This is a genomic window from Microbacterium sp. W4I4 (genome assembly GCF_030816235.1).
Taxonomy (GTDB): Bacteria; Actinomycetota; Actinomycetes; order Actinomycetales; family Microbacteriaceae; genus Microbacterium.
The window spans coordinates 1,996,330-2,010,725 of the sequence record NZ_JAUSXT010000001.1 but is presented as its reverse complement, the minus strand read 5'-3'; the positions used below and the strand labels follow the sequence as shown (position 1 = coordinate 2,010,725).

Sequence of the window (14,396 nt, the reverse complement as noted above, 5' to 3'; positions counted from 1 at the left end):
CCGTTCCCCGAGTCTACGTAACGTCATCGGGCCGCCGCGGGTCGTGATGGCTAGAGTGACGCAGGTGAACCCTTCCCCGCCCGCCCGCACCATCCTGCGCCGTGCGGCGCTGGTCGCGCTGGGCGGGATGCTGGGCACCGCGGCTCGGCTGGGTCTCGGGATGCTGATCCCCGACGCCGCACTGGGGGTCCTGGTCGCCAACATCGTCGGCGCCTTCGTGCTGGGCGTGATCACCGCGCGCCTGCCCGCCTCGGATCTGCGCGTGTTCGCGGGCACGGGGGTGCTCGGCGGTTTCACCACCTACAGTGCGTTCGCGGTCGACAGCGTTCAACTCTGGGCATCCGCGCCCCTTCTCTCCATCGGCTACGTCGTGGTGAGTCTGGTCGTCGGGATCGCGGCCGCAGCCTTCGGCCTGCATCTCGGGCGGAAGCGGGCGCGCGCATGAGTCCGCTGGTGTTCCTGCTCGCTGCGGCCTGCGGAGGTCTCGGCGCGGCGGCCCGCTACCTCGTCGACCTCGGCATCGCCAGGATCACCGGCACCCGCTTCCCGTGGGGTGTGATGGTCATCAACATCACCGGCGCGCTGGCCCTGGGTCTGGTGATCGGGATGCTGCCCGGAGCGGTCTTCGTCGTCGGCACCGGGTTCCTCGGCGGGTACACGACCTTCAGCACGGCGATGATCGACACTGTCGCGCTGTGGCGAGACGGTGCGCGCGGGGCGTCACTCGTGTACGTGGGAGGGATGCTGCTGGCATCCCTCGCCGCCGCCGCCTGCGGGCTCGTGCTGGGATCCGCGATCTGACGCCTCCCAGCCGTCGCCTAACTTCGTAATGTACATCTGTACAGAAGGGGGTGGGGGATGACGGATGCTGTCGCGCGCCGCAGGCGCGATCCGGAGTCGCGTCGGCGGGAGATCATCGTCGCGGCCGCCGAGCTGATCGTCGAGGTCGGCGTCGGCGCCCTCACGCACCGCCTCATCGCCGCCCGCGCGGGAGTGCCCCTCGGCGCCACCACCCAGTACTTCGCGACTCTCGACGACCTGCGCGCCGAAGCGCTTCATCATCTGGTCGCCGAAGTCGATGAGCGCATCGACGGCATCCGCGCCATCCTCGCCGCCCGCGGCGCGACCCCGGCCGTGCTCACCGAGCTCATCATGCGCGGCCTGGCAGACGCACGGGCGCTGGAAGCCGACCGCGCCGTCGTCACCGCCGCCGTCAACGATCCCCAGCTGCGCGCGCTCGCCCGCCGCTGGACCACCCAGATGGCCGGGTTCCTCGTCGAGGACTACGGTCCCGACCGCGCCACCGCCGCAGCCGTCTTCATCGACGGGCTCCTGTGGCACTCGCGCATCAGCGAGGGCGCGTTGAGCAGCTCCCTCATCGAATCCGCGCTCGCCGGCATCCTCGGCGACAGCATCCGTCCTTCGTCCTCGAACGACTGAAACGAGCACCGTGTCGAATCTCTCCGTCCTGAGCCTGCGCAACCGTGCGCTGATCGCCCTCATCACGATCGTGGCCGCCGTGTTCGGCGGGCTGGCGCTGACGAACCTCAAGCAGGAGCTGATCCCGTCGCTCGAACTGCCGGCGCTGATCGTCATGACGAACTACCCGGGCGCCTCGCCCGAGGTGGTCGAGAACGACGTGTCGACGCCCATCGAGAACGCGATCCAGGGCGTGCCCGGGCTCGAATCGACCACCGCGACAAGCACGACGAACTCCTCGATCGTGCAGGCGACGTTCACCTACGGCACGAACCTGGCGACGGCCGAGCAGAAGATGCAGCAGGCGATCAACCGCATCTCGCAAGCGCTGCCGGCGGACGTCTCACCGCAGGTGCTGAGCGTCTCGATCGACGACTTCCCGGTGATCCAGATCGCCGTCACCGGCTTCTCGGACTCGGAGTCGGCGCAGACCGACCTGGAGAGCACGGTCATCCCCGACCTGGAGGACGTGAAGGGCGTCAATGCCGCCCAGATCGTCGGCGGCGTCGGCCAGCGGATCACGATCACTCCGGACCCTTCGACAAGCTCAGGGACGCAGGCGCTCCTGGCCAGGGGGCAGTCGCCGACCCAGGCCATCAGTCAGGCGCTGCAGCAGAACGGCGTGCTGCTCCCCGGTGGCGACATCACCGAGAACGGCCAGACCCTCACCGTGCAGAGCGGCTCGAAGATCGCGTCGGCGAAGGAGCTGGCCGCGCTGCCGCTGACCGGCACCGATCTGACCATCGGCGACGTCGCGAAGGTCGCGCAGACCACCGACCCGGTCTCGTCGATCTCACGCGTGGACGGCAAGGACGCGCTCTCGATCGCCGTCACCAAGCTGCCCTCGGCCAACACCGTCGAGGTGTCCAAGGGCGTGCTGGCCGCGATCGATGAGCTGAGCAGCACCTTCCCGGATGCCGAGTTCACCGTCGTCTTCGACCAGGCGCCGTTCATCGAGCAGTCCATCGAGTCGCTCGCCACCGAGGGGGCGCTGGGCCTGGTGTTCGCGGTTCTGGTGATCCTCGTCTTCCTGTTCTCGATCCGCTCCACGCTCGTGACGGCGATCTCGATCCCCACGAGCGTGCTGATCACCTTCATCGGGCTGCAGGCGTTCGGCTACTCGCTGAACGTGCTCACCCTCGGCGCCCTCACGATCGCCATCGGCCGGGTGGTCGACGACTCCATCGTCGTCATCGAGAACATCAAGCGCCACTACGTCGAGGGCGCGGACAAGGGCGACGCGATCCGGCTGGCGGTCAAGGAGGTGGCCGCGGCGATCACGGCCTCGACCATCACCACCGTCGCGGTGTTCCTGCCCATCGTGTTCGTCGGCGACATCGTCGGCGAGCTGTTCCGCCCGTTCGCGATCACGGTCACGATCGCGATGGTCGCCTCGCTGCTGGTGGCGCTGACGATCGTGCCCGTGCTGGCGTACTGGTTCCTCAAGCCCGGCAAGCCGCTGCTCGCCGAGGACGGCACGCAGATCGATCCGGAGCATCCGGATGCCCCGCCGACCCGGCTGCAGAAGGCGTATCGACCGATCCTGGGCTGGACGCTGAAGCACTCCGCGACCACCGTGATCATCGCGCTGGTCGTGCTGGGCGGCACGCTCGCCGCCGCGCCGCTCATGAAGATCAACTTCCTCAGCGACTCCGGTCAGAACACGATGACCGTCACGCAGGACGTCGGGGCGACGGCCAGCCTGCAGACGAAGTCGGATGCCGCGAAGCAGGTCGAGAAGGCGCTGAACGGCGTCGACGGCATCACTCACGTGCAGGCGTCGATCGGCTCGAGCGGATCGGCGCTGCGCGATGCGTTCTCGGGAGGTGCGGGCATCACCTACTCGATCCAGACCAGCGACTCCGCCGACCAGGAGAAGCTGCGCGCCGATGTGCAGAAGAAGATCGACGGGCTGAAGGACGCCGGCGAGGTCGCTGTCAGCGCGGCATCCGGCGGCTTCGGATCCAGCGACATCGAGGTCACCATCACCGCGCCCACCGGCGACGCGCTGCAGAAGGCCGCGGACGCGCTGATGAAGGACCTCAAGGGGCGCGACGGCGTGGGCGAGGTGACCAGCAACCTGGCCGCGTCGCTGCCGTACATCGCCGTCGCCGTCGACCGCCGGGCCGCAGCGGCCCACGGTCTGTCGGAGGTTGCGGTCGGGTCGATCGTGTCGAACACGATGCGTCCGCAGCAGATCGGTTCGATCGAGGTCGACGACACGTCGTTGACCGTGTACCTCGTCAACCCCGAGCCCCCGACGTCTCTCGCCGCTCTCAAGGAGCTCGCGATCCCGACGCCCACCGGCATCGTGCAGCTGCAGGACATTGCTGCAGTCGAGCAGCGCAACGGCCCGACGGCGATCACGACCGAGCAAGGTCGCCGCACCGCCACGATCACTGTGCCGCCGGCATCCGACGACCTGGCCGTCGCCACACGGTCGGTGACCGCCTCGCTCGACGACGTGAAGCTGCCGGAGGGTGCGCGCGCCGAGATCGGCGGCGTCGCCCAGCAGCAGGCGGACTCGTTCTCGCAGCTGGGTCTGGCGATGCTCGCCGCCATCCTGATCGTCTACGTGGTCATGGTGGCGACCTTCAAGTCGCTGCGTCAGCCGCTGCTGCTGCTCATCTCGGTGCCCTTCGCGGCGACCGGGGCGATTCTGCTGCAGATCATCACCGGGGTGCCGCTCGGCGTCGCCTCGCTGATCGGCGTGCTGATGCTGATCGGCATCGTGGTGACCAACGCGATCGTGCTCGTCGACCTGGTGAACCAGTACCGCGAGAAGGGGCTGTCCGCCGCCGAGGCGGTGATGGCCGGCGGCGAGAAGCGTCTGCGACCGATCCTGATGACGGCCCTGGCGACGATCTTCGCGCTGACCCCGATGGCGCTGGGCATCACCGGGCACGGCGGATTCATCTCGCAGCCGCTGGCGATCGTCGTGATCGGCGGTCTGGTGTCCTCGACGGTGCTGACACTGATCGTGCTGCCGACGCTGTACAACCTCGTCGAGGGCGCCAAGGAGCGCCGCCGCGCGCGCCGCGGCGAGTCTCCCGAGACTCCGGTCGCCGCCCCGCTCCCCGAGGGGCGCACGCTCACCCGCCGCGAGCTTCGCGCCCAGGGCATCCCCGCAGCCAACCCGGTCGACTGACAGAACCCGTCTATATGGCGCGAACCGCCCCTTTTCTACGTGAAAGAGGGCGGTTTGCGCCATACAGACGGGCTGGCGGGTCAGGAGAAGCGGATGCCCCATGCCAGCGTCCACGACTCGCCCTGAGAAAGCCGGCGCAGCCCGCGGCCCGAGTTGAAGGCGTCGGCGGGTGCAGTCATGGGCTCGACCGCGACGACCAGGGACTGCCCGGGATAACGGTCGGTCGTGAAGGCCTGCACGTAGTCCAGGCCGGCACCCTGATGCAGGGTCACCGTGCGGTCGTCCGGCGCGGAGAGCGTCGTGCGCACCAGTCCGTCTGCGTCACGGTGCAGGCTCGCGAACCCGGTGTCCAACTGCAGGTCGCTCAGCCGACGCCCCCCGCGCAGATCCGTGCCGTCGGAGACCGGGGACTCGCCGACGGGCAGCATCCGGTCGTCGGTCTCGAAGTACGTCTCCGCGGGCAGGCGCAGCACGAGATCACGCGGATCGGCGTCGCCGATCGTCAGGTACGGGTGGATGCCGAGGGCGACCGGCGCCGCATCGGCGGAGTGGTTGGTCAGCGTGTGGGCGACGTCGATCCCGGCATCCGTCAGCGCAAAGCGCACCGTCGTCGCGACCAGGTACGGGTAGCCGGTCTGCGGGAAGATCGTCGCGGCGAGGGTCACCGCATCCTCGCTCTGCTCGACGACGTCGTACGCAGCGAACCGCAGCAGGCCGTGGCTGGCGTTGTGGAACTTGGTCTCGGTGATCGCGAGGGCGCGAGTCGTCTCGCCGTCCTGCCAGATGCCGTCACGGACGCGGTTCGGCCACGGAGCGAGCACGACGCCGGATGCCATCGGCGTCGGCACGTCGTCGGGGTAGGGCGGGACGATGTCGACGCCGCCGACGCTCAGGTGCCGCAGTGACGCGCCGACCTGCGCGACCTGTGCGGTCACCTCGCCGCGACGCAGGTGGATCCGGATGCCGGTGGGGGAGATCATCGTGTCGTCGAGAGGCATGTGTTCATCGTATGGCGGCCCGCCAGGCTGTTTCCCAGGCGCGTCGGGTAAGCTCGGGCGGTCGGCTTCGGGCAGTCCGCGTAACGCGGGTGGTTCTGAGCAGCACTGCTCTTTGTGAGCCCAGGGGCCGATGGTTCATCAACCATCACATGAATGGCCCCGGCCGACGGACGCTCGGGTATGTCTGCTGTGCGCTGATCTCTGTGCGCCACCCGCAGACGCTGTTCTCGTGTCAGAGACAGTCAGGAAACACCATGCCCAAGAATGGCACCCCCAAGGGCGGACGCCCGTCCCGCAACTTCGAACCGCGCTTCGCGAAGAAGACGTCGTTCCACGACCGTCACGCCGGTGCACGCCCGTCACGCGATGAGCGACCGGCCACCGGCGACCGCCGCGCCCCCTCGAGCGAGGCGCGTTCGTACGACCGCCGTCCCGGCAGCGTCAGCCCCAAGCACCGCGGCTACCGCCCGACCGAGGCCGGCACCGGTGAGCCCAAGCGCCGCTGGAACGACTCGGATCGCGCCGGTCGCGACGAGGCACGCGGCATCCGCAACCGCGCCGAGTCCGGTCGCCGCGAGACCCCGCACCACCGCGATGAGCGTCGCGATGACCGTGGATTCGGTGAGCGCCGGTTCAACGACCGCGGCACACGCAGCGGATACCAGGGCGCCTCGCGCGATGACCGTCCGCGTCGGGACGACCGGGCGGGTTATGGGTCCCCGAGCTCGTCGAGGGGCAACCGCGACGAGCGTCCGCGTTTCGACCGCGACGATCGCGGAGGACGCGGTGGGTACAACCGCGAGGAGCGTCCGCGCTTCAACCCGGACAACCGTGGTGGGCGCGGCGGATACGAGCGCAATGACGGTCGCACCGGTGCGGACCGCAACGACCGTCGTCCGTTCCAGCGCGACGACCGCGCTCGCCGCGACGACCGGCCTCAGCGCGACGACCGTCCGCGTCGGGATGACCGCGCCGGAGGCCAGGGCGGCTACGACCGCACGGAGCGTCCCCGTTTCGACCGCACGGAGCGTCCCCGTTCTGACCGTGACGACCGCGGAGCCCGTGGCGCCGACCGTCCGTCGCGCGATGAGCGTCCCCGCTTCGATCGCAACGATCGCACGGAGCGTCCCCGCTTCGACCGCGCTGAGCGCACCGAGCGTCCGCGCTTCGACCGCGCTGACCGCGCCGAGCGTCCGCGCTTCGACCGCGCTGACCGCGCCGAGCGTCCGCGTCAGGATCGCGCCGAGCGACCGGTCCGCCGTGACCAGGACGAACGTCCGAACCGCAGCGACTGGAACCGCACCGCGACGGTCAAGTCGCACGACGATCACGTCGACGTCGTCCACGAGCGTCTCGAGGCCGAGGCCGTGCAGGCGACCGAGGTCGCTGACGTCGCGTTCGGCGACCTCGGGCTGGGCTCGAACATCGTCGAGATCCTGAAGAGCCTGGGTGCCGAGACCCCGTTCCCGATCCAGGCCGCGACGATCCCCGCGATCCTCGAGGGCCGCGACGTGCTCGGCCGTGGCCGCACCGGCTCCGGCAAGACGATCGCCTTCGGCGCTCCGCTGGTCGAGAGCATCCTGAGCTCGCAGAAGGGCATGCGCCGCGAGTTCGGCCGCAAGCCGCGCGCGATCATCCTCGCGCCGACCCGTGAGCTGGCGCTGCAGATCGACCGCACCGTGCAGCCGATCGCCCGCAGCGTCGGACTGTTCACCACGCAGGTCTACGGCGGCGTGCCGCAGGGCCGTCAGGTCGGTGCGCTGATGAAGGGCGTCGACATCGTGATCGGCACCCCGGGTCGCATCGAGGACCTCATGAAGCAGCGCAAGCTCGACCTGTCCGAGGTGCGCATCGCCGTGCTCGACGAGGCCGATCACATGACCGAGCTCGGTTTCGTGGAGCCCGTGCAGCGCATCCTTCGTGCCACCGGCACGGCGCTCGATGACCGTGACGCCAGCCAGAAGCTGCTGTTCTCGGCGACGCTCGACCGCGAGGTCGCATCGCTCGTGGATGAGTTCCTCGTCGAGCCGGCCGTCTACGAGGTCGCCGGTGAGGACCAGGAGTCCAGCCGGATCGAGCACCGCGTGCTCGTGATCGAGCACCGCGACAAGGCCGAGCTGCTCACCTCGCTCGTCGACCGCGACGGCCAGACGCTGGTCTTCGCCCGCACTCGTGCGTACGCCGAGATGCTCGCCGAGCAGTTCGAGGATGCCGGCATCTCCGCCGTCTCGCTGCACGGCGACCTGAACCAGGCCAAGCGCACGCGCAACCTGCAGAAGCTCACCGCGGGCAAGGTGCAGGTGCTCGTCGCCACGGACGTCGCCGCGCGCGGCATCCACGTCGACGACATCGACCTGGTCGTCCAGGCCGATGCGCCCGACGAGTACAAGACCTACCTGCACCGCGCCGGCCGCACCGGTCGCGCGGGCCGCTCGGGTCGTGTCGTCACGCTGATCCCGCGTCAGCGCCGCCGTCGCATGGAGGAGCTGCTCAGCCGCGCCGAGATCGACGCTCCGTTCGAGTCCGCTCAGCCGGGCGACGACGTGATCGAGGAGATCGCCGGTCGCGTCCCGACCGCGGCCGAGCTCACCGCCTGATCGCATCGCAGTCAAGAACGCCCCGGAGGTCCAGGCCTCCGGGGCGTTCTGTCTGTCCGGTGGGCAGGCATCGTTCACCCCGGGCAGGAGATTCCTCCGGGACAGGACGGAATCTCGACGAGCGTCCTGCACCGGGTGGAACTCCTGCACACGATGAGCGCCGCGGCGCAGCATCCCTCGCTTCAGAAGAGCATCTCCGGCGGCGAGGCCGGGGGAGCGGATGCCGGTGCCGGATTCATCCGCGCGCGCATGATGCCTCGCATCCGATCGTGCTCCTCCTCCGACCGCGCCTCCAGTCCGTGCGCGCGGATCAGCGGTCGCATCCGCTTGGCGAGCCACTGCCGGTATCCCTTCGGCGACTCCGCAGCCGCTCCCGGGTACAGCGCACGGTAGGAGGACACGAGGTCGGGGCGCTCACGCTCCAGCCACTGGAAGAACCATGGCTTCACGCCCGCGCGCAGGTGCAGCGCTCCGTAGACGACGTGGTCGGCACCGGCATCCGAGAGTCGTCGCAGTGCCTCGTCGATCGCCGCGACCGAGTCGGTCATGTGCGGCAGCACGGGCATGAGGAACACTCCGACGCGGAAGCCGGCATCCGTCAGCACCCGCACGGTGTCCAGCCTCGCCTGCGTGGTCGGCGTGCCGGGCTCCACCGAGTGCTGCAGGGCGTCGTCGTACATGGCGATGGACATCTGGATGTCGATCGGCACCTGCCTCGCCGCTTCGATCAGCAGGGGGATGTCGCGCCGGATCAGCGTGCCCTTGGTGAGGATCGACATCGGTGTTCCGGAGTCGGCCAGCGTGCGGATGATCCCGGGCATCAGCTTGTAGCGGCCCTCCGCCCGCTGATAAGGGTCCGTGTTCGTGCCGAGCGCCACGGTCTCGTGCTTCCAGGATCCACGCCGCAGCTCCTTCTGCAGCACTTCGCCGACGTTGGTCTTCACGACGATCTGCGAATCGAAGTCTGCGCCGGCGTCCAGATCCAGGTACTGGTGCGTGCCGCGAGCAAAGCAATAAACGCATGCATGTGAGCATCCACGGTACGGGTTGATGGTCCAGCGGAACGGCATCCGCGATGCGGCCGGTACGGCGTTCAAGGCGGACTTCGCAAGCACCTCATGGAAGGTCATCCCGGCGAACTCGGGCGTGGTCACCGACTGCACGATGCCGCCGCGGTTCTCCAGACCGGGGAGCGCGTCGGCATCCGCATCTTCGATTCTCTGACCCTGCCACCGCATGCACACATTCGAACAAAGAATCGATGAGATGTCAATGCCGATGGAGTCTCGTGCGTCGCCCGCGCCCGTGCGTCACAATGGACTGATGAGCGTCGCGTACTCCCGGCATGCGTCGCGTGCACCGCTCGCCGTCAGGGTCGCCCTGCCCGTCGGCGTGCTGTTCACCGCGGTCGCGTGCTTGGCGACGCTCGGCGGAGTGATCACCGAGGAAGCCGTGGTCAGGGAGCTGCCGGCTCCGATGGCGGCGCTGGCGCTGCCGCAGATCGATGTCGCCGCGACAGGCGCGGCGAACCCCTGTGCCGATGAGGCGGTGCTGGCGGCGCTCGACGCCGGCGACGACTCGGCGACGATCGCGGCGTTCGGCGGGGGCGGGGAGTTCCGTGAGGCGGTCGTGGCGGGCAATGCGCCCTGCGTGCCCCTGGATGATCCGACGCACGTCTGGGTGGTCGTCAACAAGCTGAGGTCTCTGAGTCGCATCGACTACGCGCCGTCGTCCGTGACGGCGTCGAGCCTGCGACCCACGTCCGGGTCAGTGAGCATGCATCCTGAAGCGGCGCAGGCTCTCGGCCGGATGGCGGACGCTGCGCGGGCGGCCGGCGCCGGCACGATCGGCATCAACAACGCCTACCGCTCGTATCACCTGCAGCAGTCCACCTATTCCTCGATCGTCCGTGCGGACGGCGCGAAGGATGCGGATGCCAGGTCGGCGCGCCCCGGTCACAGCGAGCATCAGACCGGTTTCGCCGCAGACATCGTGGCCTGTTCCTCGGGATGCGGCGGCATCGGCGCGTTCGGGGGAACGCCGCAGAGCGACTGGGTGGCCGAGCACGCCTGGGAGCACGGCTTCATCGTGCGCTACGAGCAGGGTGCTACCGGCATGACCGGGTACATCCCCGAGCCCTGGCACCTGCGATACATCGGGGTCGAACTCGCCGCGGCGTACAACGCGGGCGGGTTCCACACGCTCGAGGACTTCTTCGAGCTTCCCGCTGCGGCGGACTACGCGCACTGACCGCGCAGGACCCCGAGCTGGACCCGGCATTGAGGGCATCCACAAACACGGAACGCAGTGTCACGTTCAGTGGGACGCATTCCCACAATCGGCTATGACCGGCGACCTCCGATCCGTAGACTCGCGGATGCGAAGACGCACACGACTTTCAGGAGGACGTCATGGAACGCGACATCTACGAAGAAGACCACGAGGCCTTCCGCGACCTGGTCAAGGACTTCGTCAAGCGCTATGCCACCAACGAGAACATCGAGAAGTGGGAAGCCGACGGAGAGGTCGACCGCGCGACGATGCGGGCCGCAGGCGAAGCCGGGATCATCGGCCTCTCGGTTCCCGAGGAGTTCGGCGGCGCCGGGATGCTGCAGGACTACCGCTTCCGCGCGATCGTGAACGAAGAGGTCATCGGCGCCGGCGCCGGCTCCCTCGCCGGAGCGCTCGGCATCCAGGACGACCTCGCCGTCCCCTACCTGGTGCACATGGGCACGCCGGCGCAGAAGGAGAAGTGGCTGCCAGGCATGGCGACCGGCGAGGTTCTCGGCGCGCTGGCCATGACCGACCCGGGCGCGGGCAGCGACCTGCGCGGCATCAAGACCAACGCCAAGAAGGTCGACGGCGGCTACATCGTCAACGGCGCCAAGACGTTCATCTCCTCGGGCACCACCGCGGACATCGTCGTCACGTTCGTCAAGACCGGTGAGGGCAACCGCCCCGACGCGTTCAGCCTGCTCATCCTCGAGAAGGGCATGGACGGCTTCGACCAGGGCAAGAAGCTCAGCAAGATGGGCTTCCACGGCTGGGACACCGCTGAGCTCAGCTTCACCGACGTGTTCGTGCCCGACGAGAACCTGATCAGCGGCAAGGAGGGTCAGGGCTTCATCCAGCTGATGATGAACCTGCCGCTCGAGCGCCTCTCGATCGGCGTCGCCGCGGCCGCCGCCGCGCAGGCGGCCACCAGCTGGACGATCGGCTACACGAAGGACCGCGAGGCCTTCGGCGAGCGCATCGCCGACTTCCAGAACACCCGCTTCCGTCTGGCCGACATGGTCACGACCACCGAGGTCATGTGGGCGTACGTCGACCGCGCGATGCTCGCGTACAAGGACCGCAAGCTCACCGCCGAGGACGCCGCGAAGGTCAAGTTCTGGGCGACGGAGCGCGAGTGGGAGGTGCTCGACATGGGCGTGCAGCTGCACGGCGGCTACGGCTACATCATGGAGTACCCGATCGCGAAGGCGTTCACCGACGCCCGCGTGCACCGCATCTACGGCGGCACCAACGAGATCATGCGCGACCTCGTCGGTCGTCAGATCGTCGGCAAGCGCTGACGCGCACCGCGCAGAGCAGGCCGCGAGGGCCGTCCGGATGCTGATTCCGGGCGGCCCTTCGTCGCACTCAGCCCAGCTGCCACGGGAAGGTGGCGGTGAAGATCGCTGCGGATGCCGCGATCACCGCGACGATGAACACCATGTCGCGGGTGCGGAACGGCGAGATGTGCCGTTCTGTACGGGTCGGGTGGGCACCGAAGGCGCGTGAATCCATCGACAGTGCGACGCGTTCGGCATGGCGGATGCCGGATGCCAGCAGCGGCACGATGTAGCCCCAGCCGCGCACCAGGCGGGAGATCGGATCGCGTCCGCCGAAGGGGCCGCCGGAGCCGTGACCGCGCACACGGTGCGCGGCGCGGATCACCGACAGTTCGTAGCCGAATCGCGGCACGAACCGGTAGGCGGCCAGCGCCGTGTACCCGATCCGGTACGGCAGATGCAGCTGCTGCACGGCGGCGCGCACCAGGTCGGGGCCGCTGGTGGTGAGTCCGCCGATGAGGGCGAGAGCCAGGATCGCGGCCAGGCGCAGCACGGTGGTCAGACCGATCAGCAGCGCACCGCGGTACAGCTCCCAGTCGCCGAGCCGTAGGACCGTCCCCGTGCCGGCCACCTGGGCGGGGTCGATCCAGATGCTGAAGCCGACCGTGAGCACGGCGATGCCCACCGGCATCCCGATCAGCAGAGCGGCGGTGCGGCGCGTGATCCGCGCTCCTGTCAGCACCAGCACGTACGACAGCACCAGGAAGACCGTGGGCGTGATGAGGTCGCGCGTCACGACGAGCAGTGCCATCGCCGGCAGCACGGCTGCGATCTTGCTGAGTGGATTGAGGTGGTGCAGCCACAGTCGTGGGGATGCCGGCACCTCGGAGTAGGGGTCGGTCGGCGAGGGCTCTGTGACCGGGTCCCCTCCCCAGGAATCCCCACCCGGCATGTCCCACGATCGGCGACTCGGATGCTGCGCCACCGGCACCTTCTCGGACGGATGCTCGGGCCAAGTTCCAGAAGGTGCGAGTGCGGCATCCGCCATCCCGCCGTTTCTGGGACGCGCCTCGGAGATCACCTCGGCCGTCAAACCCGCCGCCAGCACGGCGCCGTCGGCGAGGACCACGGTGTGCGTGGCGTACGCGGCGACGAGGTCCAGGTCGTGCGTGACGATGACGATCGTCGTGCCCGCCCGCTGCAGGTCCTGAAGCAGGTCGAGCAGCTCCGCAGCCCTGGCGCGATCCTGTCCGAACGTCGGCTCGTCGAGAGCGATCACCCGCGGCCTCGTGATCAGCGCGGTGCCGACCGACAGGCGCCGCTTCTCGCCGCCGGAGAGCAGGAACGGATGCTCCTCCGCCCGGTAGCGCAGCCCGAACCGGTCGAGCATCTCGTCGACCCTCGCATCGATCTCGGCCGCGTCCACACGCTGCAGACGCAGGCCGTGCGCGAGCTCCTCCCGCACGGTGTGCGCGATGAACTGGTGCTCCGGATTCTGGAACACGAAGCCCACGTGCGAGGCCAGCCGGCGCGGTGTCGCGCGCCCAGCATCCAGATCACCGATCATCACGGCTCCATGCGGTGCCGGAACCACCCCACCGAGCGCCTGCAGCAGCGTCGTCTTGCCTGCCCCGTTCGCTCCGACGACCGCGGTGAATGAGCCTTCCGCGATGTCGAGCTCGGGGATGTCGAGCACCGTCTCGCGCGCCTTCTGCACCACCAGGTTCCGCACCGTGATCGCGGGCTCCGCACCTGTGGTCCCGGCCTCAGCATCCTGGGGCCCTGAGCTTGTCGAAGGGCCGCGCATCGACAGGCTCAGCGACCCAGTGGCAGCCGACTGCAGCAGCTCAGACGGCAGCCAGACACCCAGCTCGTGCAGCCGGTCGGCGTTGTCGTGCAGCGTCTGACGGGCGGGGCCGTCCAACAGCATCCGCCCGTCATGGTCCAGGACGATCACCCGGGTGGCGAGGCCGATGGCCGCATCGAGGTTGTGCTCCACGAGCACGATCGCGCGATCGGCATCCCGGGTCAGCTCCGCCAGCGCCCCGTAGACGTCGGTCACGCCCTGCGGGTCGAGATTCGCGGTGGGTTCGTCGAGCACGATCACGCGCGAGCGCATGGCGAGCGCGCAGGCGATCGCCAGCCGCTGACGCCCTCCGCCGGAGAGCAGATCGGGGTTCCACGCGCGGCGCCCCCACAGGCCCACTTGGCGCAGCGCGCGCTCGGCGCGCTGCAGGACTTCGGATGCCGGCAGCAGCAGGTTCTCCAGCCCGAACGCGACCTCGTCGAGCACCGTGCCCGTGACCAGCTGCGAATCGGGATCCTGGAACACCATCGAGATGTCGGTGCTGAGCTGCGCGACGGGTGTCTCGCGGGTGTCGCGCCCGGCCACTTCGACGAGCCCGGTCATCGTGGCCTCGACGGACTCGGGGATCAAGCCGTTCAGTGCCAGCGTGAGCGTGGACTTGCCCGATCCGCTCGGACCCAGCAGCAGCACGATCTCGCCCGGACGGATCTCGAACGACACGTCCTGCGGCGCGGGGTGCGCGGCATCGACGTGCGTGACGGTGAGGTTCTGCACGCGAAGGAGGGGCGCGGAAGTGCGCACGGCGGTTCCTCT

The 14,396-nt window shown here is 69.1% G+C and carries 10 protein-coding genes; 7 read left to right on the top strand and 3 right to left on the bottom strand.

The genetic code is table 11. The annotated features are described in order from the left end of the window. The first annotated feature begins 64 nt into the window (after window positions 1–64). Genes QF046_RS09415 through QF046_RS09400 form a run of 4 tightly spaced genes read left to right on the top strand, consistent with a single transcriptional unit; the run spans window position 65 to window position 4,627 of the window. The gene (locus QF046_RS09415; RefSeq protein ID WP_307369004.1) at window positions 65–445 is read left to right on the top strand and encodes a CrcB family protein; all 381 of its coding nucleotides are present in this window, start codon (window positions 65–67) and stop codon (window positions 443–445) included. Then, window positions 442–801, top strand: coding sequence for a CrcB family protein (locus QF046_RS09410; RefSeq protein ID WP_307369001.1), 360 nt, complete (start codon window positions 442–444; stop codon window positions 799–801). Before QF046_RS09415 ends, QF046_RS09410 begins: the two co-directional genes overlap by 4 nt. Before the next feature lie 57 nt (window positions 802–858). After that, complete coding sequence (locus tag QF046_RS09405; protein ID WP_307368997.1) at window positions 859–1,440, top strand: TetR/AcrR family transcriptional regulator; 582 nt, start codon at window positions 859–861, stop codon at window positions 1,438–1,440. 10 nt (window positions 1,441–1,450) lie between these two features. Then, complete coding sequence (locus QF046_RS09400) at window positions 1,451–4,627, top strand: efflux RND transporter permease subunit (RefSeq protein ID WP_307368994.1); 3,177 nt, start codon at window positions 1,451–1,453, stop codon at window positions 4,625–4,627. A gap of 80 nt (window positions 4,628–4,707) precedes the next feature. On the opposite strand, the gene QF046_RS09395 is transcribed toward QF046_RS09400, so the two are convergent. Then, window positions 4,708–5,625, bottom strand: coding sequence for an aldose 1-epimerase family protein (locus tag QF046_RS09395; RefSeq protein WP_307368992.1), 918 nt, complete (start codon window positions 5,623–5,625; stop codon window positions 4,708–4,710). 254 nt (window positions 5,626–5,879) lie between these two features. Between QF046_RS09395 and QF046_RS09390 the strand changes: the two genes are divergently transcribed. After that, complete coding sequence (locus QF046_RS09390; protein WP_307368989.1) at window positions 5,880–8,222, top strand: DEAD/DEAH box helicase; 2,343 nt, start codon at window positions 5,880–5,882, stop codon at window positions 8,220–8,222. A gap of 182 nt (window positions 8,223–8,404) precedes the next feature. Here QF046_RS09390 and QF046_RS09385 read toward each other — a convergent pair whose 3' ends face one another. Beyond that, entirely contained in the window at window positions 8,405–9,460 is a 1,056-nt protein-coding gene (locus QF046_RS09385) for an Rv2578c family radical SAM protein (RefSeq protein ID WP_307368986.1), read from the bottom strand. A gap of 85 nt (window positions 9,461–9,545) precedes the next feature. Here QF046_RS09385 and QF046_RS09380 point away from each other — a divergent pair, with 85 nt between their 5' ends. Both QF046_RS09380 and QF046_RS09375 read left to right on the top strand, forming a co-directional pair. Further along, window positions 9,546–10,472 (top strand): M15 family metallopeptidase, encoded by a 927-nt coding sequence (locus QF046_RS09380; RefSeq protein ID WP_307368983.1) that lies wholly within the window; start codon window positions 9,546–9,548, stop codon window positions 10,470–10,472. Window positions 10,473–10,633: 161 nt separating this feature from the next. Further along, entirely contained in the window at window positions 10,634–11,797 is a 1,164-nt protein-coding gene (locus tag QF046_RS09375) for an acyl-CoA dehydrogenase family protein (protein ID WP_307368979.1), read from the top strand. Between the two features lie 67 nt (window positions 11,798–11,864). On the opposite strand, the gene QF046_RS09370 is transcribed toward QF046_RS09375, so the two are convergent. Continuing rightward, the gene (locus QF046_RS09370) at window positions 11,865–14,384 is read right to left on the bottom strand and encodes an energy-coupling factor transporter ATPase (RefSeq protein WP_307368976.1); all 2,520 of its coding nucleotides are present in this window, start codon (window positions 14,382–14,384) and stop codon (window positions 11,865–11,867) included. Window positions 14,385–14,396: the final 12 nt, after the last annotated feature.